The 26856-nt window shown below is 63.8% G+C and carries 23 protein-coding genes and 1 pseudogene; 16 read left to right on the top strand and 8 right to left on the bottom strand.

Going from position 1 to position 26856, the window contains the following annotated elements:
* The first annotated feature begins 13 nt into the window (after positions 1–13).
* From ACSFA3_RS17015 to ACSFA3_RS17005, 3 genes are all read left to right on the top strand, one after another.
* Positions 14–1315 (top strand): putative DNA modification/repair radical SAM protein, encoded by a 1302-nt coding sequence (locus ACSFA3_RS17015; RefSeq protein WP_435506659.1) that lies wholly within the window; start codon positions 14–16, stop codon positions 1313–1315.
* 43 nt (positions 1316–1358) lie between these two features.
* Positions 1359–2921, top strand: coding sequence for a UdgX family uracil-DNA binding protein (locus ACSFA3_RS17010; RefSeq protein ID WP_435506658.1), 1563 nt, complete (start codon positions 1359–1361; stop codon positions 2919–2921).
* 101 nt (positions 2922–3022) lie between these two features.
* Positions 3023–3526 carry a polyhydroxyalkanoate granule-associated phasin gene (locus ACSFA3_RS17005; protein WP_435506657.1) on the top strand — a complete coding sequence of 168 codons (504 nt, stop codon included), beginning with the start codon at positions 3023–3025 and terminating at the stop codon, positions 3524–3526.
* Here ACSFA3_RS17005 and ACSFA3_RS17000 read toward each other — a convergent pair.
* Entirely contained in the window at positions 3514–4719 is a 1206-nt protein-coding gene (locus ACSFA3_RS17000; RefSeq protein WP_435506656.1) for a metallophosphoesterase, read from the bottom strand. The two genes, ACSFA3_RS17005 and ACSFA3_RS17000, sit on opposite strands and share 13 nt — an antisense overlap.
* 118 nt (positions 4720–4837) lie before the next feature.
* On the opposite strand from ACSFA3_RS17000, the gene ACSFA3_RS16995 reads away from it, so the two are divergent.
* The 12 genes from ACSFA3_RS16995 (at position 4838) to ACSFA3_RS16940 (ending at position 15263) form a co-directional block, all read left to right on the top strand.
* Entirely contained in the window at positions 4838–6010 is a 1173-nt protein-coding gene (locus ACSFA3_RS16995; RefSeq protein WP_435506655.1) for a sensor histidine kinase, read from the top strand.
* Between the two features lie 45 nt (positions 6011–6055).
* Entirely contained in the window at positions 6056–6295 is a 240-nt protein-coding gene (locus ACSFA3_RS16990; protein ID WP_435506654.1) for a ribbon-helix-helix domain-containing protein, read from the top strand.
* Complete coding sequence (locus ACSFA3_RS16985; protein WP_435506653.1) at positions 6292–6630, top strand: type II toxin-antitoxin system RelE/ParE family toxin; 339 nt, start codon at positions 6292–6294, stop codon at positions 6628–6630. The genes ACSFA3_RS16990 and ACSFA3_RS16985 overlap by 4 nt, the downstream gene beginning before the upstream one ends.
* Before the next feature lie 22 nt (positions 6631–6652).
* Positions 6653–7324 carry a response regulator gene (locus ACSFA3_RS16980; RefSeq protein WP_435506652.1) on the top strand — a complete coding sequence of 224 codons (672 nt, stop codon included), beginning with the start codon at positions 6653–6655 and terminating at the stop codon, positions 7322–7324.
* Between the two features lie 136 nt (positions 7325–7460).
* Entirely contained in the window at positions 7461–8801 is a 1341-nt protein-coding gene (locus ACSFA3_RS16975; protein ID WP_435506651.1) for a CmpA/NrtA family ABC transporter substrate-binding protein, read from the top strand.
* Positions 8798–9670, top strand: a complete 873-nt coding sequence (gene ntrB, locus ACSFA3_RS16970) for a nitrate ABC transporter permease (protein ID WP_435506650.1) — start codon at positions 8798–8800, stop codon at positions 9668–9670. Before ACSFA3_RS16975 ends, ntrB begins: the two co-directional genes overlap by 4 nt.
* 145 nt (positions 9671–9815) lie before the next feature.
* Positions 9816–10625, top strand: a complete 810-nt coding sequence (locus ACSFA3_RS16965; protein WP_435506925.1) for an ABC transporter ATP-binding protein — start codon at positions 9816–9818, stop codon at positions 10623–10625.
* Between the two features lie 46 nt (positions 10626–10671).
* On the top strand, positions 10672–11115 hold the full coding sequence (gene cynS / locus ACSFA3_RS16960; protein ID WP_435506649.1) for a cyanase: 444 nt from the start codon (positions 10672–10674) through the stop codon (positions 11113–11115).
* A 73-nt stretch (positions 11116–11188) separates the two neighbouring features.
* Positions 11189–11893: a DUF3348 domain-containing protein gene (locus ACSFA3_RS16955; RefSeq protein WP_435506648.1), complete on the top strand. Its 705-nt coding sequence runs from the start codon at positions 11189–11191 to the stop codon at positions 11891–11893.
* 16 nt (positions 11894–11909) lie between these two features.
* Positions 11910–14000: a DUF802 domain-containing protein gene (locus ACSFA3_RS16950; protein ID WP_435506647.1), complete on the top strand. Its 2091-nt coding sequence runs from the start codon at positions 11910–11912 to the stop codon at positions 13998–14000.
* Entirely contained in the window at positions 14000–14638 is a 639-nt protein-coding gene (locus tag ACSFA3_RS16945; protein ID WP_435506646.1) for an OmpA family protein, read from the top strand. Before ACSFA3_RS16950 ends, ACSFA3_RS16945 begins: the two co-directional genes overlap by 1 nt.
* Positions 14631–15263 (top strand): DUF2894 domain-containing protein, encoded by a 633-nt coding sequence (locus tag ACSFA3_RS16940; protein WP_435506645.1) that lies wholly within the window; start codon positions 14631–14633, stop codon positions 15261–15263. The genes ACSFA3_RS16945 and ACSFA3_RS16940 overlap by 8 nt, the downstream gene beginning before the upstream one ends.
* Positions 15264–15446: 183 nt before the next feature.
* Here the strand turns inward: ACSFA3_RS16940 and ACSFA3_RS16935 are convergent, their stop codons facing one another.
* From ACSFA3_RS16935 to ACSFA3_RS16915, 5 genes and pseudogenes are all read right to left on the bottom strand, one after another.
* Entirely contained in the window at positions 15447–18647 is a 3201-nt protein-coding gene (locus tag ACSFA3_RS16935) for a type I restriction endonuclease subunit R (protein WP_435506644.1), read from the bottom strand.
* A 126-nt stretch (positions 18648–18773) separates the two neighbouring features.
* Positions 18774–19001 (bottom strand): annotated as a pseudogene (locus ACSFA3_RS16930) (restriction endonuclease subunit S domain-containing protein); the annotation flags it as partial.
* A gap of 297 nt (positions 19002–19298) precedes the next feature.
* Positions 19299–20393, bottom strand: coding sequence for a virulence RhuM family protein (locus ACSFA3_RS16925; protein WP_435506643.1), 1095 nt, complete (start codon positions 20391–20393; stop codon positions 19299–19301).
* Positions 20386–21897 (bottom strand): type I restriction-modification system subunit M, encoded by a 1512-nt coding sequence (locus tag ACSFA3_RS16920; RefSeq protein WP_435506642.1) that lies wholly within the window; start codon positions 21895–21897, stop codon positions 20386–20388. Before ACSFA3_RS16920 ends, ACSFA3_RS16925 begins: the two co-directional genes overlap by 8 nt.
* Entirely contained in the window at positions 21894–22451 is a 558-nt protein-coding gene (locus ACSFA3_RS16915; RefSeq protein WP_435506641.1) for a restriction endonuclease subunit S, read from the bottom strand. The genes ACSFA3_RS16920 and ACSFA3_RS16915 overlap by 4 nt, the downstream gene beginning before the upstream one ends.
* A 177-nt stretch (positions 22452–22628) precedes the next feature.
* Between ACSFA3_RS16915 and ACSFA3_RS16910 the strand changes: the two genes are divergently transcribed.
* Positions 22629–22931, top strand: a complete 303-nt coding sequence (locus ACSFA3_RS16910) for a DUF3892 domain-containing protein (RefSeq protein WP_435506640.1) — start codon at positions 22629–22631, stop codon at positions 22929–22931.
* Positions 22932–22971: 40 nt separating this feature from the next.
* Here ACSFA3_RS16910 and ACSFA3_RS16905 read toward each other — a convergent pair whose 3' ends face one another.
* Together ACSFA3_RS16905 and gyrB are read right to left on the bottom strand one after the other, a co-directional pair.
* On the bottom strand, positions 22972–24156 hold the full coding sequence (locus tag ACSFA3_RS16905) for an FAD-binding domain-containing protein (protein ID WP_435506924.1): 1185 nt from the start codon (positions 24154–24156) through the stop codon (positions 22972–22974).
* A gap of 50 nt (positions 24157–24206) precedes the next feature.
* Positions 24207–26828, bottom strand: coding sequence for a DNA topoisomerase (ATP-hydrolyzing) subunit B (gene gyrB, locus ACSFA3_RS16900; RefSeq protein WP_435506639.1), 2622 nt, complete (start codon positions 26826–26828; stop codon positions 24207–24209).
* Between the last annotated feature and the right edge of the window lie 28 nt (positions 26829–26856).

Below are 26856 nucleotides of genomic sequence, written 5' to 3'. Positions count from 1 at the left end.
GTATATTCGTACAGTGCTCATACAACGCAAACTCGCCATCCTCGCCGACGCCGCCAAATACGACGCATCCTGCGCGTCGAGCGGCACCAGCAAGCGCAGCTCGGTCGGTGGACGCGGCATCGGTTCGACCGAAGGCTCCGGCATCTGCCACAGCTATGCACCCGACGGCCGATGCATCTCGCTGCTCAAGATCCTGCTGACCAACTTCTGTCAGTACGACTGCCTGTATTGCGTCAACCGCGTCACGAGCAACGTGCCGCGGGCACGCTTCACGGTCGAAGAAGTGGTGCAGCTCACGCTCGATTTCTATCGTCGCAACTGCATCGAGGGCCTGTTCCTGTCCAGCGGGATCATCCAGAGTCCCGATTACACGATGGAGCAGGTGGTCGAAGTGGCCCGGGTGCTGCGCGTCGACCATGACTTCCGCGGTTATATCCACCTGAAGACCATTCCCGATGCATCGCCCGAGTTGCTGCAGAAAGCCGGCCGCTATGCCGACCGCCTCAGCATCAACGTCGAACTGCCTACGGTGGAAAGCCTGGAGTCGCTGGCACCGGAGAAGGACGGCGCCGCCATCCGCCGTTCCATGGCGCGGCTGCGGGTGCACATCGACGATGCCAAGGGCGAGGCGCGCGATGCATCGACGGTATCGGTGATGTCGATGCCGCAGTCGAAACCGAAGCGCGCCAAGGCGCCGAAGTTTGCTCCGGCCGGCCAGAGCACGCAGATGATCGTCGGCGCCGACGCGACCGACGACCGCACCATCCTCTCGGCCAGCGCCAATCTCTACGGCGCCTACCGGCTGCGACGCGTCTACTACTCGGCCTTCAGTCCGATCCCGGATGCGTCGTCGTCGCTGCCGCTGTCGGCGCCGCCCATGATCCGCGAGCACCGGCTCTACCAGGCCGACTGGCTGATGCGCTTCTACGGTTTTGCCCACGACGAAATCGTTCCTCCCAGCATCGCCGGCCAACCCGACGCGCCGGGCAGCGGCATGCTGTCGCTCGATGTCGATCCGAAGCTGGCCTGGGCGCTCGCGCATCGCGACCGCTTTCCTGTCGACCTCAACGCCGCGCCGCGCGAGATGATGCTGCGCGTACCGGGGCTCGGCGTGAAGGCGGTCGAACGCCTGCTGGTGGCGCGGAGGGTGCGCAAGCTGCGCAGCGACGACCTCTCCCGGTTGCACGTCCCGCTGAAGAAGGTGATGCCCTTCGTGCTGACCATCGATCACAAGCCCGGCCGGGCCCTCGATTCGACCGACCTCGCCGCTTATCTAAAGCCGCAACCGGTTCAGGCCTCTCTGTTTTCCGCCTGAGCGCCTACAGAGCGCACAAGTCGCCGACCAGACATTGATCGATATGGCGACGCAAACTGTCACGCTCGACGGCGATACCGATTGGTCCGGCTTCCGCCATGAGGCTCGCACGCTGCTAGCAAAGCAGATACCGCCGGAGGATGTCGTGTGGCATACGCGGGCCAGCGCGGCGGGCGACCTGTTCGCGGCCGACGAGCCGCCCTTCGATGTGTCGGCGTCGGCGGCGGCGTTTTCACCCTCCACCCGATCCGGCTCGCATGTGGGTGCGTCCGCATCGGTCGTCCCGCCGGCTTTCGTGAGGTTGTGCGAAACCGTCGTCCTGCACGAAGACCCTTCCCGGTTCGGCCTTCTCTACCGGTTGCTCTGGCGACTGGTGCACGAACGTGGCTTGCGCAACGACCCGCTCGACGCCGATCGCGTGCATGCGCAACACATGGCGCAGGCAGTGCGGCGCGACATGCACAAGATGAAAGCCTTCGTGCGTTTCCGAAGCATCGTAGAAGCCGGGAATCCGGAGCCGGTCCATGTGGCGTGGTTCGAGCCGGTGCATCACATCGTCGAGGCAGTGGCTCCGTTTTTCGTCCGCCGCTTCACCCAGATGCGCTGGGTGATCCTGACGCCCGAGCGTTCGTTGCGCTGGGAACCCGCGGCAACGGCGGGTGGGTCCGGCGCGGCCGAAGGTGCACTCGGGTTCGGACCCGGCGCGCGACGGCAGGATGCGCCGCCGGCCGATGCGGGCGAGGCGCTCTGGCTCACCTATTACCAGAACATCTTCAATCCGGCGCGTCTGAAGCTGGCGATGATGCAGAAGGAAATGCCGCGTCGGTACTGGCGCAATCTGCCCGAAGCCGAACTCATCACGCCGCTCACGATCGATGCGATGGCACGCAGCGGCCGGATGATCGAGGCACCGCCGACGGTACCCGCGCGTCGGATCGAAATCGTGGACAGCCTGGCTTCGCCGGCATCGCTTTCGCTCATTCCGGAACAGACGCAGCTGTCCGACGACCCGGCGGAGGCGCTTGCCCAGCTCAGGGAAGCCACCCAGCGCTGCCGCGAATGCCCGATCGGTGCGCATGCGACGCAGTCCGTCTTCGGCGAAGGTCCGCTGCGTGCGGCGCTGATGGTTGTCGGCGAGCAGCCGGGCGATCAGGAGGATTTGCGCGGCCGGCCGTTCGTCGGCCCGGCCGGTCAGCTGTTCGACCGTGCCATCGCGGATCTGGGCTGGCCGCGCGAGGCGCTTTACGTCACGAACGCGGTCAAGCACTTCAAGTTCGAGCTTCGCGGCAAGCGGCGCATCCACAAGACGCCCGCTCAGCAGGAAGTCGCGGCGTGCCTTCACTGGCTGGAAAGCGAAAAAGCACAGGTGCGGCCCCAGGCGCTGGTCGCGCTGGGTGCCACCGCCGCTCGCGCGCTGCTGGGACGACCGGTTGCCGTCATGAAGGAGCGCGGCCAGTGGTACACCGATGCGCACGGACGGCAGGTGCTGGTCACGCTGCATCCGTCGGCGCTGCTGCGTGCAGACCCGGCGCAGCACGAAGAAGCCTATGACGCCTGGCTGCGCGACCTCGCGCTGGCCAGCAGCCTGGTCCACGCCGCGGCCTGAAGGGCCGGGCTTTGAAATTAGGCATGTTGCACTGCAGCAATTTTTGCGTTGCAGGCCTATAGTGATACGCATCACTCCAGATCGGATTTCGATCGACCACCATGCCAACCACGTACGACCGATTTTCTTCGCGCTACTTCAACCCGTTCCTGTTGTGGACGGATGTCGCCCTGAAGACGCAGGAAATGCTGCTGTCGTCAGGCACCGTGATCCAGATGCGCACCGAACGCATGGTTCTGGCCGGCCTGGTGCCAAGTGCCGTCGACACGGAGGAATTCAGGTTGATGGGTGAAGAAAAGCTGACTGCCGCCAACCAGTCCGGCGCCGCCATCGCCAGCCAGCTTCAGCTTTCCAGCCAGGCGCTTTTCCAGCGCACCATGCGCCACTGGCTCGGCAGCGCGACCGCGTTGATCGGCCTGGTCACCAGCACCACGCCGGCCCAGGCCGCTGCCAACAGCCACGAATGGCTGCAGGCCAATGCCCGCGCGACCGCAACCGTGACGCAGCTTTCGAGCGTCGGTGCGCGTGTCGTGCAGCGCGGGCTGAAGCCGATTCATGCCAAGGCGACGGCCAATGCGCGCCGCCTGACCGCCTATCGGGCCTGACCGGCCACCACCAGCCGCACCAGCGTGATTTCCGACGGCGCACCGAAGCGCTTCGGCGGGCCCCAGTAACCGGTGCCGCGACTCGTATAGACCCACATGTCGCCCAGCGCATGCAGTCCGGCAGTGAAGGGCTGTTGCAGCGGCACGAACAGGTTCCACGGAAAGAACTGGCCGCCATGCGTGTGGCCCGAAAGCTGCAGCTGGAAACCCGCCGCAGCCGCAGCCGGTGCGCTGCGCGGCTGATGCGCCAGCAGCACGCGCGTCGCCGCGCCCGAAGGCGCGCCGGCCAGTGCTGCCTCCGGACTGCTGGCATGCGCGGCGTCGAAATGCGCCGCGTGGAAGTCGGTGACGCCGGCCAGCACGAGTGTGGCGTTGTCCATTTCCTCGTCGGTCTGTGCCGCACCCGATCCGCTGGCACCGAGAAGCACATGCTCGTTCATCAGCACCCGCAGCCCGAGCCGGCGGAGTTCGTCGATCCAGGCATGCGCGCCGGCGTAGTACTCGTGGTTGCCGGTGACGACGAAGGTTCCGTGGCGCGCCCGCAATCCGGCCAGCGGCGCGATGTGCTGCTGGAGTGCCGCGACCGTGCCGTCGACCAGGTCGCCGGTGATGGCGATCGCGTCGGCCTCCAGCCTGTTGACCCGGTCGACGATGCGCTGGATGTAGCCGCGCCGGATCGTCGGGCCGACGTGCAGATCGCTCAGCTGCGCGATGGTGAAGCCATGGAAGGCGGCGGGCAGGCCCCTGATCGGCACGTCGACGCGCTTCACCGGCGCGGTGCGGCGGGCGTTGAAGAAGCCGATGACCGAAGTCGTCGTCGCAAGCAGCGGTACGGCCGTCGCGCTCCATAAGTGCAGCCGCGGCCAGTTGATCGCCAGTTCGACCGCAGCCTGCGCCGCCCAGGTCAGCAGCAGACCCGCGTCGCGCCCCAGAGTCAGCACGATCATCGAAGAAAACCAGCCCATGGCGAGCAGACCGGCCCATTGCCATGCCGCAGACACTGGCCGGCGCGTCGATTTCCGACCCGACTGCATCCCGATGAACGGCAGCGGAATCGTTGCTGCCGAAAAAACCAGAGCCAGAAACAGGACGACCGCTGCAACCGGGTTCGCGCCGTAGATGGCCGGCAGCAGGCGCAGCCCGATGTAAGCATGCAGCAGCGCGGTGAGAAAGGAGAGAGGACGAAGCGGCATCCGGACTTTGTGGAGAGCTGACAGATCGGGCAATTGCGAGGCGTTACCGACGCATTCAAGCCCCGTGCCAGCAATCGGTTCTGGCGTCGCTGGCACAGCCGTTGCGTGCATGCGACGCATGTCCGACCCCGTCGTTACCGCCGATCCTCTCTGGCGCCATCAGCTGAGCCTGTTGCTCGAATCCACCGGCGACGGCATCTTCGGCATCGACCTGGCCGGCCACTGCATGTTCATCAACCGGGCCGGTGCCGAACTGCTCGGCTGGTCGGCGGACGAAGTGATCGGCCGCAACATGCACGATCTGACGCATCACTCGCACTGGGACGGCTCGCCTTACGCCGATGTCGACTGCCCGATCTTCAACGCCTTCCGCCGCGGCCTGCCCTGCCGGATCGACACCGAAGCCTTCTGGCGGCGCGACGGCAGCGCATTCGCGGTCGAATATTCGAGCCATCCGATCCTCGACGGCGGCGTGGTGCGCGGCGCGGTCATCGCTTTCGTCGACATCACCGAGCGCCGGCGCGTGGCAGCCGCGCTCCAGCAGTCCCGCAGCGAGCTCGAACAGCGCGTGGCCGAGCGCACCGCCGAACTCAGCGCCGCGTTGCAGCAGGTGCGCGAGTTGTCCGCCTGGACGGATTCGGTGCGCGAGGAAGAACGCACCCGCATCGCCCGCGAAGTGCACGACGAGCTCGGCAGCCTGCTGGTGGCGCTGAAGATGGATGTGAACTGGATCGGCAAGCGCCTGGGCGAGCAGCAGGCGCGCGACCCGGAACATGCGCAGGCGATGCGGATGAAGATGGCCTGCAAGTGCGTCAACATGAGCGGGCTGATCGAGCGCGCGGTCGACAACGTCGGCCGCATCATCACCGACCTGCGGCCCAGCATCCTCGACCACCAGGGCCTGTGGGCCGCGCTCGAATGGCAGGCAACCGAATTCGTGCAGTCGGCCGAGCTGGAACTGGTGTGGGACGCGCAGGTCGACGAGTCGCTCGAATTGCCCGGCCCGGCCGCCACCGCCGTGTTCCGCATCTTCCAGGAGATGCTGAGCAACATCGCCCGCCATGCCCGCGCCCGCCGCGTCGACATCCGCATCCGCACCGACGACGGCATGCTCGACCTGCGCGTGCGCGACGACGGCATCGGCGCACCGCCGCAAGCCTTCAGCGCACTTACGGCCTACGGAGTGCGGGGCATGCGCGAGCGCGCGCTGCATTTCGGGGGGACGGTGGAGATTGCGAGCGAGACGGGGCTGGGGAGTACGTTCAGGTTGCGATTGCCGCTGCCGGGCTGACAGATGGTCATTGCCATTTTTTGCCAAGCTGGCTAGTCTGGTGGCATGAGCACCATGAACATTTCCCTGCCCGAAACGCTGAAAGCTTTCGTCGATTCGCAGATTTCCGAGCGGGGGTATGGCACCAGCAGCGAATACGTCCGCGATCTGATTCGCAAGGATCAGGACATACAGAAACTCCGTCGGCTGATGCTTGACGGCGCGGAGTCGGCGCCGGGCGCGGTCGCAGATGCAGACTACTTCGACTCGCTCCGAAAGCGTGTTGCCGCGCGCGCCGCCAAGTGAAAGACAAACCGATCGTTCCACGTGAGCTTGCGCAGCGTGATGTCGAGGAAACCGTCGCTTACTATTTCGAGGAAGGCTCTGAGCCTGCGGCTTTGAGTTTCATTGCTGCGCTGGAGCGGGCCTATGTGCATATCGGTCGAAATCCAGCTACCGGCTCGTTGCGATATGCGCATTCGCTCAACCTTGCCGGTCTGCGAAGTTGGCCGCTGACTCGATATCCCCAGCTGGTCCTGTATGTCGATCGCGAGGACCATATCGACGTTTGGCGCGTGCTGCACGGTCGGCGCGATCTGTCCGAATGGCTGCAGATGCCGGTGTCGACCATGGCTTCATGAGATCGCCGACAACTCCGACGCCATGCCCACCCCACTCCGCGTCCTGATCGGCGACGACCACCGCATCGTCCGCGAAGGCCTGAAGCAGGTGCTTGGCGACGCATCGAACGGCACGCCGGAAATCCTGGTCTGCGCCGAAGCCCAGACCGGCCCTGAAGTCATCGAACGCGTTGCCGCCATCCAGCAAGGCCCCGAATCCGAGCGACTCGACGTCGTTCTGCTCGACATCGCCCTGCCCGAGCGCGACGGCCTCGAGGTTCTGCAGGCGTTGCGTGCGTCATGGCCGGCGCTGCCGGTGCTGATGCTGTCGACCTACCCGGAGCGCCAGTACGCGGTGCGGTGCATCAAGCTCGGCGCAGCGGGCTATCTCAACAAGAGCGCCGATGCCGATGCGATGGTCGCCGCCGTGCGCAAGGCGGCTGCAGGCGGAATCTACGTTTCCGCGGCGACGGCGGAGGCGCTGGCTGCGGCCGTCAGCAAGGCTTCGGCGACCGAGGCGCTGTCGCACCGCGAGCACCAGGTGTTCCGTCTGCTCACGTCGGGGCACAGCGTGAGCGAAATCGGTGCGCAGCTTGGTTTGGCTGCCAACACGGTCAGCACCTACCGGGCTCGCATCCTCGAAAAAACCGGCACCAAGAACGACGTCGACCTGGCGCTCTACGCCGAACGGCACGGCAAAACGTCGAACTTGTAGGGCTGGCACTACAAGTCGTCGACCGGCCACCCGCGACTTTGCGGGTGCCGCGTGCGAGACGGCCAAAACGGGCCTGAAGCCAGCCTCCTCGGCCCGGCGCTTGCAAGACCGCTGCATCTTTTCATCGAGGTGCACCATGAACGATCCGTACGACGCCGACCGTCCCCTGACACTGCGCTGCGCCTGTGGCCAGAACCACGCGCCCGACCAGCACGCGAGTGCGATCGCGGCTTCGGACGCCAAGCTGGAGGCCAGCCTGATGAAGGCGCTGTTCCCGGTCGACAGCGTGCGCCGCCACTTCCTGCGTGCCGTCGGCGCCAACACCGCGCGTGCCGCCATCGCATCGCTCATGCCGCTTGGCGCACTGCAGGCGATGGCCCAGGAAAAGGGACCGATCGAGAAGAAGGACCTGAAGATCGGCTTCATACCGATCACCTGCGCCACGCCGCTCATCATGGCCAAACCGCTCGGCTTCTACGACAAGCAGGGGCTGAACGTCGAGGTGGTGAAGACCGCAGGGTGGGCGCTGATCCGCGACAAGATGATCAACAAGGAATACGACGCCACGCATTTCCTGTCGCCGATGCCGCTGGCGATCTCGATGGGCGCCGGCTCCAACGCCACGCCGATGAACGTCGCGACGATCCAGAACACCAACGGCCAGGCGATCACGCTGGCCAACAAGCACAAGGACAAGCGCGATCCGAAGATGTGGAAGGGCTTCAAGTTCGCGGTGCCCTTCGAATACAGCATGCACAACTTCCTGCTGCGCTACTACGTGGCGGAAGCTGGCCTGAACCCGGATACCGACATCCAGATCCGCGTCGTGCCGCCGGCCGAAATGGTCGCCAACCTGCGCGCCGGCAATATCGACGGCTACCTCGGCCCCGATCCGTTCAACCAGCGCGCGGTGTTCGAGGAAGTCGGCTTCATCCATATCCTCACCAAGGAAATCTGGGACGGCCATCCGTGCTGCGCATTCGGCACCTCGACCGAATTCATCCAGAAGAATCCGAACACCTTCGCCGCGCTCTACCGTGCAGTGCTCACCGCGTCGGAGATGGCGCGCAAGGCCGAGAACCGGGAGCTGATCGCCAAGGTCATCGCGCCGGCGCAGTACCTGAACCAGCCCGAAGTCGTGCTCACGCAAGTGCTCACCGGCCGCTTCGCAGACGGCCTCGGCAACATCAAGACCGTGCCGAACCGCGCCGATTTCGATCCGATCCCGTGGCAGTCGATGGCCGTCTGGATGCTCACGCAGATGAAGCGCTGGGGCTACGTCAAGGGCGACATCAACTACAGGCAGATCGCGGAAAAAGTGTTTCTCATTACCGACGCCAAGGCGCGCATGAAGGAAATCGGCCAGACGCCACCCGAGGGCGCGTACCCGAAGTTCACCATCATGGGCAAGGTGTTCGACCCGACGAAGCCGGACGAGTACGTCAAGAGCTTCGCAATCAACAAGATGGCCGCATGAACACGGCGGTGCGCAAGCTCAATGCCAAGGCGGCGTTGCTGTCGGTGGTGCTGCTGCTGCTGTTTCTCGGCATCTGGCAGGCAGCGACGTTCTCCGGCAGCGGCGGTGCGGCGTCGCAGGCCGGCATGACGACGGAGCAGATCGAGTACCAAAAAATGCTCGGCAAGGATCCGGGACAGGTGAAATCGGCCGGCTTCCCGACGCCTGCCGACATGGGCGCCACCGCCTGGAAACATCTGTCGAATCCGTTCTACGACAACGGCCCGAACGACAAGGGCATCGCGATCCAGCTGGGCTGGTCGCTGGCCCGCGTCGGGCTGGGTTTCGCGCTGGCCTGCCTGGTCGCGGTGCCGCTCGGTTTCGTCATCGGCATGTCGCCGTTGCTGCGCAAGGCGTTCGATCCGTTCATCCAGTTGCTCAAGCCGATTTCGCCGCTGGCCTGGATGCCACTGGCGCTCTACATCATCAAGGACTCGTCGATCAGCGGCATCTTCGTGATCTTCATCTGCTCGGTCTGGCCGATGCTGCTCAACACCGCGTTCGGCGTGGCCTCGGTCAAGCGCGAATGGCTCAACGTGGCGAGCACGCTGGAGGTCAAACCGCTGCGCAAGGCATTCCTCGTGATCCTGCCCGCCGCCGCGCCGACCATCCTGACCGGCATGCGCATCAGCATGGGCATCGCCTGGCTGGTGATCGTGGCGGCCGAAATGCTGGTCGGCGGAACCGGTATCGGCTATTTCGTCTGGAACGAGTGGAACAACCTCTCGCTGACCAACGTGATCTTCGCGATCCTGGTGATCGGCGTGGTCGGCATGCTGCTGGACCTGTCTTTCGCCGCCCTCCAGCGCAAGGTGACCTATGTCGAGTAATCAGGCACTCCCCCAGGCACGTTCCCAGGCAAACCCACCGCGCATGGTCGCCAACCCCCTCTCTGAGGGCAGTGCTGACGACCCGGATGAGCCGATTTCGCGGCATTTTGCGGAATGGATCACTCCGGCCATCGAAGCCGGCGAAATGGCGACGGCTGTGCAGGCACCGTTGTTGCGCATCGAAAGGCTGGCAAAGGCCTTCGTCCCGGCCAAGCCGGTGTTCGCCGACGTTTCCTTCACGATAGATCGTGGCGAATTCGTCTGCGTGATCGGGCATTCGGGCTGTGGCAAGACGACCATCCTGAACGTGCTCGCGGGGCTCGACACCGCCACCGCCGGCCACACGTTCATGGAAGGCCGCGAGATTTCCGGACCCAGCCTCTCGCGCGGCGTCGTCTTCCAGAGCCATGCGCTGATGCCGTGGCTCACCGTTCGCAAGAACATCGCTTTCGCGGTGAAGTCGCGCTGGCCCGAGTGGACAGCCGATCAGGTCGACGAGCAGGTGGTGCGCAATGTCGCACTGGTCGGGCTGGCCGCCGCCATCGACAAGAAGCCGTCGCAACTGTCGGGCGGCATGAAGCAGCGCGTCGGCATCGCCCGCGCCTTCGCGATCCAGCCGCGCATGCTGTTGCTCGACGAGCCGTTCGGCGCGCTCGATGCGCTCACGCGCGGCACCATCCAGGACGAGCTGATGAGCATCGTCCGCCAGACGCAGCAGACGGTTTTCATGATCACGCACGACGTCGACGAGGCCATCCTGCTGGCCGACCGCATCCTGCTGATGAGCAACGGCAGCGAGACCGCCGCCGGCTACCGCCCAGGAAACATCGCCGAAACCGTCGTCAACCCGCTGCCGCGCGAGCGCACCCGGGCCGGACTGCATCACCTGGACGACTACTACCCGCTGCGCAACCACATCATGGATTTTCTCGTCAAGCGCGCCAAGGCAGCCTGACGGTCCATCTCAGTTTTCCCCCTCAAAACACACAGGAGCTACTCCAATGAACCGCAACGACGTCACCGAAAAGATCATCACAGCCAAGGTAGCCAACGGTATCCAGTGGGCCGACGTGGCCGAAAAGGTTGGCCTTTCCAAGGAATGGGTCACCGCGGGCTGCCTCGGCCAGATGACCTTCGACGCCGACCAGGCCAAGACAGTCGGCGACATCTTCGGCCTCACCGACGAAGAGCAGAAGTGGTTGCAGGTCGTGCCGTACAAGGGCTCGCTGCCCACGCCGGTGCCGACCGATCCGCTGATCTACCGCTGGTACGAAATCGTCAGCGTCTACGGCACGACGATCAAGGAGCTGATCCACGAGGAATTCGGCGACGGCATCATGAGCGCGATCGACTTCAGCATGGACATCCAGCGCACTGCCGACCCCAAGGGCGATCGCGTGAACGTGGTGCTGTCGGGCAAGTTCCTGCCGTACAAGCAGTACTGAAAGCATGGTGGCCGGCACCTGGCTGGCCAGAGGATCGCCCGTGTAGACTGCACGGTTTTTCCGATCTGTCGTTATGGTGCAAGTGTCACGGCGCTCACCGCGCACAGGTTCAACGGCTCCGGCCGCAGCGTCCGGCGTCTCCGGCTCGGCGCTCGTTGGCCTGCTGACGCGTCTCACCGATTCCCGAATTCCCGAATCCGGCCAGTCGATTTCCGAGCGCCTGAGCCAGTGGCTGGGCTGGACGGATGCGATTTCGCTGTCGTCCGTTCTGGGCACTGCTAACAAGAAGCAGTCTTCGGCTTCCAGGGTGGCCTTCAATGCAGAAGAAGCCGAAGTCGCCCGCGTTCGAGACGCTCTGATCAAGACACTGGCCGACGAAGGGGGTGGATTGCGCACCGCCTCCGACTTCTCCCCCTACCGCCGACGCTACGTGTCGCGCCAGCAGACCATGGAATCCGCCATCGCTCCGCTGCGCACCCGTCTACAGGCCGCGCTGGTCGCGCGATCGCCGGCACTCGCGCAACTCGCCGCTGTCGACGCGGTCATGGCGCAGGCGCTCGGCTCGCACGAGGTGCGGGTTTTGTCGACGATTCCCGTGCTGCTGGAGAAGCACTACACCCGACTGCGCCGTTCGCAGGCCGACCAGATCGACCCCGACGTTTCACCCGACATGTGGCTGGACGGCTTCACCGACGACATGCAAAGCGTGCTGTTCGCCGAACTCGACATCCGACTGCAACCGATCGAAGGGCTGCTCGAAGCCCTCCGATCGAACTGATCCCCGACCCCAGCCAATGAACAGAACCCTTCACTACACCGCCTTCTTCCTCGGCCTGGCCGCCATCGTCTGGGTCGGCGTCGGCTATGTCGGCTCCAATCCGCTCGCGCTGGTGATCACGCTGCTGATCGGCGGCTTCTATCTGATGGGCGCAGCGGAACTGCGTCGTTTCGACGCAGCCACTTCGACGCTGGCCGGCGCCGTCGCGAACGTGCAGGCGACGCCGCCGAGCCTTGGCGAATGGCTCGATCCGGTGCATCCGTCCCTGCAGAACGCCGTGCGCCTGCGCGTCGAAGGCGAGCGTGTCGGCCTGCCCGGCCCGTCGCTGACGCCTTATCTGGCGGGGCTGCTGGTGCTGCTCGGCATGCTCGGCACGTTTCTCGGCATGGTCGTCACGCTGAACGGCACCGGCACGGCGCTCGAGAGCGCTTCGGATCTCCTGGCCATCCGCTCGTCGCTGGCTGCGCCGGTCAAGGGATTGGGGCTGGCTTTCGGCACCTCTCTGGCCGGCGTTGCTGCATCCGCGATGCTGGGGCTCGTCTCGGCGCTCTGCCGGCGCGACCGCGTACAGGTCGCGCAGCGGCTCGATTCGCGGATCGCCACCACGCTGCGGCCGTTTTCGCTTGCGCACCGACGCGACGAATCCTTCAGGCTGCTGCAGCGCCAGGCCGAAGTGATGCCCGAACTGGCCGACCGTCTGCAGACCATGATGGCGACCATCGAGCGGCAGAGCGAAGCGCTGAACCAGCGGCTGATCTCGAACCAGGACGGCTTCCACGGCAAGGCCGAAACCGTCTACATCGGCCTCGCCGCCTCGGTCGACCGCGCACTCAAGGACAGCCTTACCGAAAGCGCCCGCATCGCCGGCGCGACGATCCAGCCGGTCGTCGAAGCCACGATGGCCGCCATCGCGCGCGAAACAGCGGCGCTGCAGGGCACCGTCGCGCAGGCGTTGCAGACGCAGCTCGACGGGTTGTCGACCCGGTTCGAGACCACGACCGGCAACGTCGGCGAGATCTGGAAGTCGGCGCTGGCCGAACATCGCCAGACCGGCGAAACGCTGTCGAACGACCTTGGCGCATCGCTTGATCGCTTTGCCGAAACCTTCGAGCAACGCTCGGCTATGCTGGTCGATGGTGTCTCGGCGCGCCTGGAAACCACCGTTGGCCAAGTCTCCGACGGCTGGCGCTCCGCCCTCGCCCGCCATGGCGAAATCAGCGAAAAGCTCTCCGGCGACACGCACCGCGCGCTGGCCGAAACCGCAGCCGGATTCGCGCAGCAGGCGGCAGCGCTGCACGACACGGTCGGCAAGTCCCACGCCGATCTGCAGTGCGACATCGACGCGCGCGATCAGCAGCGCCTCGCCGCCTGGACCGACTCGCTCGGCGCGATATCCGTCGCGCTGAAGCAGGAATGGCAGCAAGCCGGCGCCGACACCGCGCAGCAACAACGCGACATCTGCCAGACGCTCGCAGAAACCGCGAAGCAGATTTCCGCCCAGACCGAATCGCAGGCGAAAAGCACTATCGCCGAGATCGGCCGCCTGGTCGACGCCGCCGCCGAAGCGCCGCGCGCCGCTGCCGAAGTCATCGTCGAACTGCGGCAGAAACTGTCCGACAGCATGGTCCGCGACAACGCGATGCTCGACGAGCGCACCCGCATTCTCGGCACGCTCGAAACGCTGCTCGACGCCGTGAACCACGCTTCCACCGAACAGCGCGCGGCCATTGATGCGCTGGTTGCGACGTCCGCCGGTCTGCTCGACCGCGTCGGCACGCAGTTCAGCGAGACGGTCGACACCGAGGCCGGCAAGCTGGCGCTGGTCGGCGCGCAGCTCACAAGCAGCGCAGTCGAGGTCGCGAGCCTGGGCGAATCGTTCGGACTGGCGGTGGAACTGTTCAGCCAGTCAAACGACAAGCTCGGCGCGCAGCTGCAGCGCATCGAAACCGCACTCGGAAAATCGATGGTGCGCAGCGACGAACAACTCGCCTACTACGTCGCGCAGGCGCGGGAAGTCATCGACCTGAGCATCCTGTCGCAGAAGCAGATCGTCGAGGATTTGCAGCATCTCGCCAGCCAGCGCGCTGCAGCGGGAACTGAAGCGTGATGACGGAGGACATCGATGGTGGCTCGGAGCCGACGGTTCCGGTCTGGGCTGTCTTCGGCGACCTGATGTCGGGCCTTCTTGGCGCGTTCGTCCTGATCCTGGTCTGTGTGATCGGCATGCAGCTGGAACTGGCGACCAAGCTGGAATCCGAAGTCAAACAGCGCCAAGTTGAAGCGCAACGCCGCGAAACGCTCGAAAAAGCCCTTGCCGGACCGCTCGCAGCCGGCCGCGTGACGCTGACGAACGGACGCATCGGCATCAGCGGCAACGTGCTGTTCGCGCTCAATTCCGCCGAACTGCAGCCCGAAGGCCGGCAGTTGCTCAAGACGCTGACCGGCCCGCTGGCCGCGTACCTGCAGTCGCGCGACGAGATCCTGATGGTCAGCGGCTTCACCGACGACCGGCAGGTGCGCGGCGGCAACCGGCCGTTCGCGGACAACTGGGAGTTGTCCGCGCAGCGCGCGCTGACGGTGACGCGGACGCTGATCGAGGACGGCATTCCGTCGGCATCGGTGTTCGCGGCGGCTTTCGGGGCGGAGCAGGCGGTGGCTTCGAATGCGGATGCGGACGGGCGGGCGAAGAATCGGCGCGTGGAAATGGCGCCGACGCCGCGGCCTTCGGGTGTGGTGCGTGAATAAGGTGACCGAGGTGGAGCGCGGCGATCCGGTGCGCCTTCGCTTCATCGAGGCGATGGAAAGGCGGGCTGCCGGGCATTTCGGCGAGGCGCGGCGGTTATTGGATGAAAGAGTGGCGGCGCTGCGGGTTGCTTATGACGCGATGCCTGGATCCGAGCCGTCGATTGGCGTGATCGCTTCGCAGACTGGAACGCCGTCGGAAATGCAGCGCGGTCCGCTTTCCGAACTTGCTGCATGCATCGCCGAGCAGGCTGTTCTGCGTGGCGGCGGCAGCGACATCTCGAGTGGATATGCGCCGGCAGGAAATAGATCCGCGCCGACCGAGCTTGCATCCCTCGCCTTTTTCCGCAGCACCTGGTCGCGGCTCAGCGCCGAGCGTCGGCTGACCAAGTCTCTGGCTACGGTTCCCGAAAATGCCGGTCCATTGAATTCGCACCAGCTTGTGCACCGAGCGTTGCAATCGATGCGGGAGACGTCGCCTGGCTACCTGCATCACTTCATGACGTATGTGGATGCGTTGCTTTGGCTGGATCAGGCGGGTGGAAATAGCGCAGTCGCCAGCGTAGGCCCTGCGCGCGCGAAGCCGGTGAAGGGCGGCAAGGCAGCGGTTCGCGGCAAATCCGGTTGATATTCCGTATCGAAACAACGGGATCGACTTCAAGGCAAACGTGCGCAGGCGGCATGCCGACCGTAGCTCCGGTGCTCCTGGCTCATCAATTGAACACTTTGTTCAATTTTGCAAAATCAGCTCTGCCAGCCCATCCAGCTCCTGCTTCCGCTCCACCCGATCCGGCAGCAACCGCGCCGCACCTCAGAAACTCCCCCGGCTTAGCTCCACGCGCATGACCCGAATCACCTGCTCGATCGCGTCCTTCGCGTTGTCCAGCCCCATCGACGCGAAAAGTCCGGGAAGCAGCGTCTTGCGGATGGACGTCTCGATGTTGTGCGGGTTCAGCGAATGCTCGGCTACCGCCTGTTTGACGGCCTCGTCGATGAGAAAGGCTTGCGTTACCAGACTGTCGATGTCGGCCTGCGCAAACACCTTCTCGCCGACCACCAACCTGCAGATGCCGAAGTACGAGCGTGCGTGCGGATGACCGACCAGTGCGTCCGGCATGCCGTCCAGCACCCGGGTCGTGACCTGCGCATCGAATTTCCTCAACAACGCGTATTGCTTGACCGGATGCTCGACCAACGCTTCGGCATCTGCAGTCGCCTGCATCAGCAATTCCGCGAAGACTTTCTGCGCATAAGGATCGTTGGCCAATTCCTGCTCGATGGTCTTTTTCAATCGCGTCCGGATCAAGTCCGTCTCATTGCGCGTCTTTTCGGCCGTCCAAAATGCCGGTGCGTCGTGTGGAGAGAGCCTTTCAGGCTGCCCTGGCTTGTGCACCAGGTATATGCCTTCCGGCTCCCGCACCTCCAGGCCGATTTCCTGCCGATCCACCATCCGGCGGATCTGGTCGTCATGGGTGCTGTAACGCACCGTCTCCTGCGCGTCCTGCCGCGCGATGCGGCGCAGTTCGGTGAACAACTGCAGGTCGTCCTTGTACGTCTGCAGCGTCTGCTCGGAAAAACCGTGGTCCTCGAAGAAGCTGCGTGACGACAGCGCTGTCTGCAGGCACAGCCCGAAGCGGGTCAGCGCCGCGTCGAAATCGTCGCGCACTTTCTGGCGCGTGTCGTAGCTCCGGCCCGTGGCGTCTTCGGCGAAACGGGGCATCAGCACCTGCCGGAACTGTTCGCGGTCGTCGCGGTTCGTCACTTCGGCAAAGATCTCCCACAGCGTGTCGTGCAGGCCCGGCAACTGCCTGTATTCGCTGCTGAACTGACGGTACAGACCCTCGATATCGCTCAATTCGTATCCACCCTGCGTCCGAGCCTCAAGGTCCTGATAAGCGCGGACGGCCGTGTCCAGCTCCTTCAAAATGCCTCGGTAGTCCACCAGCACGCCGTAACGCTTGGCCTCGTGCGGTCGGTTCACCCGCGCGACCGCCTGGATCAGGTTGTGCGCCTTGAGCGACTTGTCTATGTACAAGACGGCGTTGCGCGGCTCGTCGAAGCCGGTGAGCAGCCGGTCGGCCACGATCAGCAGATCGGGACTGCCGTCCGTGCCGAAATCGCCGAGCACCTTCGCCTCGTAGGCCTCCGCGTGCTTGCCCACGTTCGCTTTCCACCAGGCCTGCACTTCCGGAATCGTGCTCTCGTCGACATCGGTATTGCCTTCCCGGCTGTCCGGCGCCGAGATGACGACCGCGCTGCTGACCAGCCCGGTGTCGTCCAGATGACGCTTGTAGCGGATCGCGTCCAGCTTGCTCGACGTTGCCACCTGGCCCTTCAGGCCCAGGCCGAGTGCGCCGATGTTTTCGCTGAAATGCTGGGCGATGTCATTGGCGATCAGCTTGATGCGATCGGCCGCGCCGTCGCCGAGAGACAGCGCCGGCAGGCGCTCCTCATAAAGCAGCGGCGCCACGGTTTCGTCGTCGACCGCGCGCTGCATCGTGTAGGCATGCACGATCGGGCCGAACCTGTTCGCCGTCTTTTCCGACTTCAGCAGCGGCGTGCCGGTGAAGGCCACACAGGCCGCGCGCGGCAGCGCCTTGCGCATGCGCTCGTGTGTTTCGCCGCCGTGGCTGCGATGCCCTTGGTCCACGAGCACGATCAGGTCGGCCGAGTCGTTGTGGCATTCGGGCAGCTTCGACGCCGTCGCGAACTTGTGGATCAGCGCGAAGACGATCTGCTCGGTCCCCTGCCCGATGCGCAGCGCCAGCTCGCGGCCCGAGCCGACCTTCGCCTTCTCGCCCTTATTCGTCGTCGCGAGGGCCGAACCGAACGCGCCGCCGTTCATGAGGTTGCGCGCCAGCTGGCCTTCCAGGTCGATCCGGTCCGTCACCACCAGCACGCGGCAGGCCTGCGTCGCCTCGTGCAGCATCAGCGCCTTGGCCAGAAACACCATCGTGAAGCTCTTGCCCGATCCGGTCGCTTGCCACACCACGCCGCCCTCGCGTGCGCCGTCGGGCCGGCGCTGCTGAATGCGCGCCATCAGCGCTCGGACGCCGAAGAACTGCTGATGGCGCGCCACTACTTTGCCGACCTTGTGGTCGAACAGCACGAAGAGGCGCAGGAATTCGAGCAACCGGTCGGGCTGGAGCAGCGCGACCAGCAGTCTGTCCTGCTCGGTCTGCAGCGACGGCTGCGACCAGAGGCGCGTGAAATAGTCGACAAGCGCGGCAGGTTTGCCGTGCAGCAACGCGGCCTGCACGTCCGCGTCCAGCGGCTGGTTCTTCCACCCGGCGAGTTGCGCATCGTCGAGCGCTTCTTCGCGCCACCGCGCCCAGAGCTTCGACGCCGTGCTGGTCGTTCCGTAACGCGCTTCGCTGCCGCCGACGGACAGCAGCAACTGCGCATAGGCGAAAAGCTGCGGAATCTCGTCATGGCGCTGGTTGCGCAATTGCTGGCCGATGCCTTCTTCCACCATCGACCGGCCGTCCGGCCCCACGCCCGGCCGCTTCGCCTCGATCACCACCAGCGGCATGCCGTTGACGTAGCCGACGAGGTCCGGCGTCCGGACGTGCGTGCCGTTCGCGGAAAGCACTTCCAGTTCTTCGGTCACGTCCCAGCGGTTTGCATCGGCGTGCTGCCAGTCGATGAGCGCGATGGTCGGTTGGTGCCTCTTGCCGTCGGGCATGAATTCGGTGACCGTCACGCCGAGCGTGAGCAGTCGATACAAGCGCTCGTTGGCCGGCAACAGGCCTTCGACGAGGCTCAGCGTCTGCACCTGACGCACGATCTGATCGATGCCGCCGGACGACAGCGGATGAAACTCGCCCTTGTATTCGAAGCGGCGGATTTGCAGGACCTCGATCAGGCGCGGCTTGAGGATGACTTCGCGCGTGCTGCCTCGGAATTTCAAGGCGTCTGCTTTGCTGAGGAATTGCCAGCCCAGGTTGATGAGCAGGTGGAGCGCGGGGATGTGGGCGCTGTATTGCTCGCGAGTGGGCGGGGCGATGGTCATGTGGGGTTCGGTTCAGCGGTTGGCAGAGCGTCGGTGTTGCAGGTGGCGGGTAGGTGGACGCGGCGTTTGCCGGTGAGGACGTCCTGCATGAGGGGAGACCTTTTCTGCTTAAACGGACATCACGCTTCAATCAATGAGCGCTTGTGTTTGCTTGCGGCTGTTTATCGCAAATCTTTCGGCAGTAGCAATCGCAGCATCCCAAATTGCAACGATGCGAACAATTTGAAGTTGTTCGTCTCTGGGCGGCAAAGGAATGATGATTTCTTTTGTTAAACCCGCATTCGGATTTTGTTGGGTGTCTGCATTGCTCATTTCACGGATTACGTCGTAGTGAGAAGAAAGGAATTGATGAAGATATTCTGCGTCACATAAGTCGTTGACTCATATCGCGTCGCAAGCCTGGTTGGTAGCGGCTTCGATATTTAGTCGCGCAACGTGACTACGCGTTTTTCCTTGTCCATACATGGCCGTCAGCAAGGTGCCTGCAGGAAATAATTTCACGGAAGAGTTTCAACGGCCAGCGGCACTTGTTTTTTCAAAGGTCTCCGTAATCGCGTTGAAATTAATCTCGCTCGTAGTGACCCATGAAATGTCGCCGCCTCGATAGCTGGCATCCGATCTATCTGGCGTACAACCAGAGCTGATCACGCCTCAGGCAGCATCTTTCCCACCCTTCTTTTTCGTCAACTGCTTTGACAGCTGGCTAAGTTCGGCCATGCTTGACTTTTCTTCTTTTGGTGCGTCGAGCAGTCGGATCGCGTAGGCACTTCCCTCTGCTTCAAATTCTTTACGTCGTTGTGCTGAGAACTGCTCGTATTGTTGTTCTGCGTGCAAGACCGCCTGCTTATGTGTCACCGTGCCGGCCCCCGACAGGATATTTCGTTCATTAAAACTTAAAAATGCATCGAGCTTATTCACCCAATCCCGCAAAAAAACCTGTTTTCGACGCAGTGCTTGATCCTCGGCAAAATCAAGCCACATTGAAACGATGCGATTAAGTTCGCTAATTTCGTTTTCGCGCAGGTAATTCTTTGCGACGGTGGCATCAGACTTCTGCACTTGACCAGACTTCCATGTGCGCAATCCCATGTTTGCTTGCAGACAGTCGGCGCGTTGCTGGATCAGTTCCGCCGCAGTCTGACCCGTCACCGCGTAGTGCAGCTTGTTTTGAATTAGTCGAAAAAACCGAGTGGTTTCAGGCAATGTCGGCACATAGTCTGCAGCCATCGCGAAGATTTCGCGCACCCGCAGGTACATGCGACGCTCGCTGGCGCGAATGTCGCGGATGCGTTCGAGGAGTTCGCCAAAACGGTCGGGCACCGCCGACGTTCCCACGGGCGGGTTCTTGAGCCGCTCGTCGTCAAGCGTGAAGCCTTTGACGAGGTACTCGCTCAATCGCTCGGTTGCCCAGCGCCGGAACTGGGTGCCGCGTGCGGAACGGACGCGGTAGCCCACCGCAAGGATCGCATCGAGGTTGTAATGATCGATCTGTCGGTTGACCTGCCGTCCGCCTTCCTGCCGAACTATTCGGATTTTCCGAATAGTTGCCTCTGCTTGAATTTCGCCATCGGTCAGCAGCGTCTTGAGGTGCTCGTTGATGTTAGGCACGCCCACTTGGAACAGCTCGGCCATCAGCGCCTGAGTCAGCCACAGCGAGTCTTCAATGAAGCGGCATTCGACCCGGGTCCTGCCGTCCTGGGTCTCATACAGCAGAAATTCGCTTGGTCCTGGTGCGTTCTCACTCATACCCCAACTCCCTCAAATACCCAGCCATCTCCTCCTCCAGCCCCGCCAGCTCCGCCTTCAATTTCAACCTTTCCTCCCGCAGCGCCACCAGATCGATCGCGACCGCCTCCTCGAACGTGTCCACATACCGGGAAATGTTCAGATTGAAGTCGTTCCCCGCAATCTCCGCCGGGCTCGCGAGGCACGCGTATTTCGCCACGCTCTGCCGCGCATCGACCGTCGCGACGATCGCGTCCAGATCGCTCGCCCGCAGCAGGTTCTGGTTCTTCCCATCCTGGTAGGCCCGGCTGGCGTCGATGAACAGCACCTTGTCGTCCGCCTTGTTCTTCCGCATCACAAGCACCGCAGCCGGGATTCCCGTGCCGTAGAACAGCTTCTCCGGCAGGCCGATCACCACGTCCAGCAGGTTTTCCTCGATCAGCTTCTGGCGGATCTTCCCTTCGGCCGCGCCACGAAACAGCACGCCGTGCGGCACCACCACCGCCATGCGGCCGGTGCCGGCCTTCATCGTCTCGACCATGTGCAGCACGAACGCGTAATCACCCTTCGTGCGCGGCGGCAGTCCGCGGCGAAAGCGCTTGTGCGGGTCATTTCCGGCGGCTTCGTGGCCCCACTTTTCCAGCGAGAACGGCGGAGCGGCGACCACGATGTCGAAATGCTTGAGCAGGCCCTGGCTGTCGAGCAGCTTCGGGTTGCGCAGCGTGTCGCCCCACTCAATGCGGTGGTTGTCCTCGGCCTGCAGGAACATGTTCATCCTGGCCAGCGCCCAGGTGCTGCCTGTGGCCTCCTGCCCGTACAGCGCATATTTGCGGCTGCCGGTCTGCGCGCGGATCAGCTGCCCGCACTTCATCAGCAGCGAGCCCGAACCGCAGGTCGGATCGCAGATTTCGTCGCCTGCCTGCGGCGTCATCAGGCGAGCCATGAGTTGCGACACTTCGGGCGGCGTGTAGAACTCGCCGGCCTTCTTGCCGCTGGTGGAGGCGAAGTTCCTGATGAGGAATTCGTACGCGTTGCCGATCACATCCAGGTTGTCGACGCGGCGTTCGCCCAGGTTCAGCGACGGTTTGGCGAAGTCTTCCAGCAGGTGCCGCAGGATGTCGTTCTTCTGCGCTTCGTCACCCAGCCTGGTGGAGTTGAAGCTGATGTCCTGGAATACGTCGCGCAGCTTGGCAAGATTGGCGTCCTCGAGCGCGTGCAGCGCCTTGTCGATGCGCTCGCCGTTGCCCGGCTGGTGGCGCGCGGCGAGCAACGCGTAGAAGTTGGCGCTCGGCGGCAGCACGAAACGCTCGTTCTTCAGCAGCTCTTCGATGAGTTCGGGATGGTCGCCGTGGTCTTTCCTGTAACAGTCGTGGTGGTCCTGCCAGACGTCGGAGACGTACTTGAGGAAGAACATCGTCAGGACGTAATCCTTGTGGATGCCCGGTTCCACGGTGCCGCAAAAGGTGGCGCACGCACCCCAGACGGCGGCGTTGATGGCGTCCTGGCTGAGCGCGGTGTCGTTCATTCGGATCGATTCGGACTGTCGATGGAAAGTGTTCGGGTCGACAGAAGCTGGTTCGCCAGGGCATCGAGCTGCTGTTCGCGGGTCTGGATGAGCGCTTCGAGGCAGCGGCGCTCGCGGGACGCAGCCGCGGCGAGGGATACCAGAAACTGCTGGCGTTCGAGAGGCGGGATCGCGATCGGCATGTCTTCGAGCACGGTGCGGCGGATGCTCAGCTGGTTGGTGCCCTCGGCATTGCTTGCGAGATAGCGCTGGCAAGGTCCGCTGTTCATGTGCCAGGCCAGGTAGGCAGGCAGAACATCCGGCGCATGTGCCTTCTTGATTCGCAACACGAAGAAATATTGCGCGCAGACCGTCCGGGCTGGCACATTTTCCAGGCAGATCGCATAGTTGCGCGTGCCGCGCGCCGCGAAAAGCAAGTCGCCGTCTTTCAGCCAGTCGGGCGACCGGGAGCCGGAGAGCGACGTACGCACCAGCGTCGGCCAGGCCACGACGCTGGCAGCCGAGATATCCCGCATCTGGATGACCTGCGCATCGCCGTTATCCACCAGCGGCACGCTTCCCCGAAACGGATGACCCGCACGAACCTCGACTAATTGACTAAGCGCATGGATCATTTTTGCATCAACCCGAATGATGCGTGATTATGCGCTTCAAGCTTCGACACAACGAATTAAGCTGATCTTGTGCATGCATCAATTTGAATGATGCACAAATTTAACAGAGTTGTTGAGATGAAAGAACTTGAAGTCAGCTGCATCACGAGGTCGAGGCACGCGACCGGCCACGAGCACATCACCCAGATCGGCAACAACGCCAACCGGTGGCGACTCAGCCACGAGATCGCGATCCAGCGGATCGAGACGAAGGTCGAGGCTTACTACACGGTGAGTGCGGTGACGAAGAGGCGTGCGTATATCGGCGTCGTTCGCACCGCTGGAAATGCGCCGTATCTGAGAGCGTTTGGGGTCGACGGGTGGAACAACGACCTGTTGGCGCTGGACGAATGTGGTGGGGAGTGCGTGCTTGTCGCTTGAGATCACATCGGCTTCAAGAAGCTGGACATGCACACGATGGCTACGCCCGTCGATCCTTGAGAGGTCGTTGCATGCCCGCGACCGAGCTAGGACCGCGCGAGGCGCGCGTCCACCATTTCGAGAAGGAATCGCAGCGCTGATCGATAGGCGGGAAGAGCGCAGGCACGACCTCGCACGCAGCCCAATCGGTCAACCACGGCGCGAGGTGCGGCTCGTCGATGCTGCGCACGCTGCGGGCTGCATTCAAGGCGATACCGATGGCGCTGGCATCGCCATGCCAGCTCTGCGACGTCAGTTCGGCCATGCGTCGACCGACGAAATCCCAGCGCCGTTCGCTCCAGGGCCAGGCGCGATGGAAATCTGCCACGAAGACGCCGATGACCAGGGTGTCGGCCGGCAACGTCGCAGGAAGGTCGCCCAGACTCCAGGGGTGCACCAGCCAGATGTCGCGGCCGGCCACCGCAACCGCGTCGGGCGCCGTCGCATTCATCTCGGCGGGTGGCTCGGCGGTCAGACGCGGTTCGATCGCCCGGGAAGTGTCCAGCACATGGGGCTTGCCCCGACCCAGCTGCGCGGGATCCCGCGCCATTTGGTCGAGCGCCTCGTACGACGTGTCGATCACGCTGCCGGGGCTGTGCCACGGATCGGGTGCGAAGCGGGCCACGTTGTCGGCATTGAAGAGATACGGCTTGCTGCTGCCGGTGGCCGCCACCCACTGCCAGCTGAGGTGGTTGCTTGCGATGTCGCCGTCGATCAGGTGGCCGTAGAGCCAGTCCGCGGCGACACGCCAGTGCACCTTGCGCACATGCACCGTGTAGCTGGCGAGCCACATTCGCGCGTGGTTGTGCAGCATGCCTGTGGCGTACAGCGTACGCACCGCCTCATCCACCACGGGCACGCGGGTGTCGCCCTGGCGGATGTCTGCCGGCACTTCCCAGGCGTAGGCATCGTCGGGCAGAAGACCTTCGTGCAGCGATTGCAGGATGCCATCTCCGCGGTGCTGCCAGACATGGCGAAAGTAGGCGCGCCAACCGAGCTCGTAGACGAACTTGTGCTGCGCATCTAGCGCGTGACGCGAGGCCACGCCGGCCAGCACGTCCGCAAGCGTGACGAAGCCGTGCGTGATGTATGGCGAGAGCTGGCTGACTGCACCGTCGAGTGCGTTGCGGGTGCGTGCGTAGGCGTCGGGTTGTACGGCTGCGATACGACCTTGCGCCGCCGCCATCGTGGGTGCGAACGCCGACAGTAAATCGTCGCAGTTGTCAGGCACGTTTCTCAAACGTCGATATTGGCAGCTCGCAACGCATTCTGCTCAATGAACTCCCTGCGCGGCTCGACTTCATCGCCCATCAGCATCGTGAACACCCGATCCGCCTCGATCGCGTCATCGATCTGCACCCGCAGCAACCGTCGAACAGTCGGGTCCATCGTCGTCTCCCACAACTGCTCCGGGTTCATCTCACCCAGCCCCTTGTAGCGCTGACGCGAAGTCGCATGCTCCGCCTGCCCGATCAGCCACTTCATCGCGATACGGAAATCGGCGACCTTCTCTTCCTTCTGCCGCTCGCCTTCACCGCGCTTCACGACCGCGCCGTCTTCGTTCAGAAGATCGCGGAAGGTGTTGGCCGCCAGAGCCAGCGCTGCATAGTCCGCGCCATGCACGAAGTCCTGCGTGATCACGCTGCTCTTTATGTTGCCGTGGTGGCGGCGGCTGATGCGCAGGATCGGCTTGTCGGTGCGCACGTCGAATTCGCTCGCCACTTCTGCAGGAATGCCGGTGGTGTTGAGTTCGCGCAGTTTGGTCTGCAGCGCGACGGCCGATTTCTCGGCGCTTTCGGTGGTGTCGAGGTCGAGCACCACGCCGTCGGCGATGGCGCGCAGCGCTTCGGCGTCCATGAAGTTGCGCAGACGGGCGATGACGGCTTCGGCCAGCTGGTGCTTGCGCGCCAGTTCGGCCAGCGTGTCGCCGCTGAGCGTCGTCGAGTTCGGACCGCCGGTTTCGATGCTGGCGTCCTTGAGCGCGACCTTCAGCAGGAACGCGTTCAGCGCCGCTTCGTCCTTCAGGTACTGCTCTTCCTTGCCGACCTTCACCTTGTACAGCGGCGGTTGCGCGATGTAGATGTGGCCGCGCTCGACCAGCTCCGGCATCTGGCGGTAGAAGAACGTGAGCAGCAGCGTGCGGATGTGGGCACCGTCGACGTCGGCGTCGGTCATGATGATGATGCGGTGATAGCGCAGCTTGGCGACGTTGAAGTCGTCGGCGCCGCCGCCGTTGGTCGTTGCGCCGGCGCGGCCAATGCCTGTACCGAGCGCGGTGATCATCACCAGGATTTCGTTGCTGGTCAGCAGCTTTTCGTAGCGCGCCTTTTCGACGTTCAGGATCTTGCCGCGCAGCGGAAGAATCGCCTGGAACTTGCGGTCTCGGCCTTGCTTTGCGGAGCCGCCGGCGGAGTCGCCCTCCACCAGATAGACCTCGCACAGCGCCGGGTCCTTTTCCTGGCAGTCGGCCAGCTTGCCGGGCAGGCCCATGCCGTCGAGCACGCCCTTGCGGCGCGTCATTTCGCGGGCCTTGCGGGCGGCTTCGCGGGCGCGGGCTGCTTCGACGATCTTGCCGCAGATGATCTTGGCGTCGGCCGGGCGTTCCTGCAGGTAGTCGGTCAGCAGCTTGCCGACGATGTCTTCCACCGGCGCACGCACTTCGCTCGACACCAGCTTGTCCTTGGTCTGGCTCGAGAACTTGGGCTCGGGCACCTTCACGCTCAGCACGCAGCACAGGCCTTCGCGCATGTCGTCGCCGGTGACTTCGACCTTCGCCTTCTTGGCGAACTCGTGTTCTTCGATGTATTTATTGATGACCCGGGTCATCGCGGCGCGCAGGCCGGTCAGGTGGGTGCCGCCGTCGCGCTGCGGGATGTTGTTGGTGAAGCAGAGCACCTGCTCGTTGTAGCCGCTGTTCCACTGCATCGCCACTTCGACGCCGATGTGCGTGCCGGGAATGCCGCCATAGGTTTCGGCCGGGCGCTCGCCCTCGGCATAGAACGATGTCGGGTGCAGAACCGTCTTGCCCTTGTTGATGAATTCGACGAAACCTCGCACGCCACCGGCGCCGGAGAAGTCGTCTTCCTTGCCGGTGCGCTCGTCCTTCAGACGGATGCGCACACCGTTGTTCAGGAAGCTCAGCTCGCGCAGGCGCTTGGCCAGGATCTCGTAATGGAAGTCCGAGTTTTCCTTGAAGATTTCGGTGTCCGGCAGGAAGTGGACTTCGGTGCCGCGCTTGTCGGTGTCGCCGATGACCTTCATGGGCGAGACTTCGACGCCCTTGAACTGTTCGAGGATCCGGTTCTGCACGAAACCGCGGCTGAATTCGAGCTCGTGGATCTTGCCTTCGCGCCGCACGATCAGCCGCAGCTTGATGCTCAGCGCGTTCACGCAGCTCACGCCCACGCCATGCAGGCCGCCCGAGACCTTGTAGCTGTTCTGGTTGAACTTGCCGCCGGCATGCAGTTCGGTCAGCGCGATCTCGGCGGCCGAGCGCTTGGGCTCGTGCTTGTCGTCCATCTTCACGCCGGTCGGGATGCCGCGGCCGTTGTCGGTGACGGAGATCGAATTGTCGGAATGGATGGTGACGACAATGTCGTCGCAATGGCCGGCGAGCGCTTCGTCGATCGAGTTGTCGACGACTTCGAACACCAGATGGTGCAGGCCGGTGCCGTCGGACGTGTCGCCGATGTACATGCCCGGGCGCTTGCGCACCGCTTCGAGTCCTTCGAGGATGGTGATCGAGCCTTCGCCGTACGAGGTATCGGCAGGCGTGATTTCAATCGGGATCGCGCTCTCGATCTCCGGCGTGTAGACCGGTTCGGTGTGCGGGACTTCCGGGTTGTTTTCTTCGCTCATTGGGACTCTTTCTGACTATCTCGGTAAC

The organism is Variovorax glucosi, from assembly GCF_051216695.1.
In the GTDB taxonomy this organism is placed as follows: Bacteria; Pseudomonadota; Gammaproteobacteria; order Burkholderiales; family Burkholderiaceae_C; genus Variovorax.
Note: the sequence above shows the minus strand (reverse complement) of the source record. Positions and strands in the feature narration are given on the sequence as shown.

What these genes read in the sequence shown, in the direction of transcription:
- ACSFA3_RS16905 (WP_435506924.1), bottom strand. Translation starts at nt 24,156, where the DNA reads ATGGCGGCGGCGCAAGGTCGTATCGCAGCCGTACAACCCGACGCCTAC.
- ACSFA3_RS17000 (WP_435506656.1), bottom strand. Translation starts at nt 4,719, where the DNA reads ATGCCGCTTCGTCCTCTCTCCTTTCTCACCGCGCTGCTGCATGCTTAC.
- ACSFA3_RS16945 (WP_435506646.1), top strand. Translation starts at nt 14,000, where the DNA reads ATGACGGAGGACATCGATGGTGGCTCGGAGCCGACGGTTCCGGTCTGG.
- ACSFA3_RS16965 (WP_435506925.1), top strand. Translation starts at nt 9,816, where the DNA reads ATGGCGACGGCTGTGCAGGCACCGTTGTTGCGCATCGAAAGGCTGGCA.
- ACSFA3_RS16990 (WP_435506654.1), top strand. Translation starts at nt 6,056, where the DNA reads ATGAGCACCATGAACATTTCCCTGCCCGAAACGCTGAAAGCTTTCGTC.
- ACSFA3_RS17005 (WP_435506657.1), top strand. Translation starts at nt 3,023, where the DNA reads ATGCCAACCACGTACGACCGATTTTCTTCGCGCTACTTCAACCCGTTC.
- gyrB (WP_435506639.1), bottom strand. Translation starts at nt 26,828, where the DNA reads ATGAGCGAAGAAAACAACCCGGAAGTCCCGCACACCGAACCGGTCTAC.
- ntrB (WP_435506650.1), top strand. Translation starts at nt 8,798, where the DNA reads ATGAACACGGCGGTGCGCAAGCTCAATGCCAAGGCGGCGTTGCTGTCG.
- ACSFA3_RS17010 (WP_435506658.1), top strand. Translation starts at nt 1,359, where the DNA reads ATGGCGACGCAAACTGTCACGCTCGACGGCGATACCGATTGGTCCGGC.
- ACSFA3_RS16935 (WP_435506644.1), bottom strand. Translation starts at nt 18,647, where the DNA reads ATGACCATCGCCCCGCCCACTCGCGAGCAATACAGCGCCCACATCCCC.
- ACSFA3_RS16980 (WP_435506652.1), top strand. Translation starts at nt 6,653, where the DNA reads ATGCCCACCCCACTCCGCGTCCTGATCGGCGACGACCACCGCATCGTC.
- ACSFA3_RS16950 (WP_435506647.1), top strand. Translation starts at nt 11,910, where the DNA reads ATGAACAGAACCCTTCACTACACCGCCTTCTTCCTCGGCCTGGCCGCC.
- ACSFA3_RS16995 (WP_435506655.1), top strand. Translation starts at nt 4,838, where the DNA reads ATGTCCGACCCCGTCGTTACCGCCGATCCTCTCTGGCGCCATCAGCTG.
- ACSFA3_RS16925 (WP_435506643.1), bottom strand. Translation starts at nt 20,393, where the DNA reads ATGAGTGAGAACGCACCAGGACCAAGCGAATTTCTGCTGTATGAGACC.
- ACSFA3_RS16910 (WP_435506640.1), top strand. Translation starts at nt 22,629, where the DNA reads ATGAAAGAACTTGAAGTCAGCTGCATCACGAGGTCGAGGCACGCGACC.
- ACSFA3_RS16975 (WP_435506651.1), top strand. Translation starts at nt 7,461, where the DNA reads ATGAACGATCCGTACGACGCCGACCGTCCCCTGACACTGCGCTGCGCC.
- cynS (WP_435506649.1), top strand. Translation starts at nt 10,672, where the DNA reads ATGAACCGCAACGACGTCACCGAAAAGATCATCACAGCCAAGGTAGCC.
- ACSFA3_RS16955 (WP_435506648.1), top strand. Translation starts at nt 11,189, where the DNA reads ATGGTGCAAGTGTCACGGCGCTCACCGCGCACAGGTTCAACGGCTCCG.
- ACSFA3_RS16920 (WP_435506642.1), bottom strand. Translation starts at nt 21,897, where the DNA reads ATGAACGACACCGCGCTCAGCCAGGACGCCATCAACGCCGCCGTCTGG.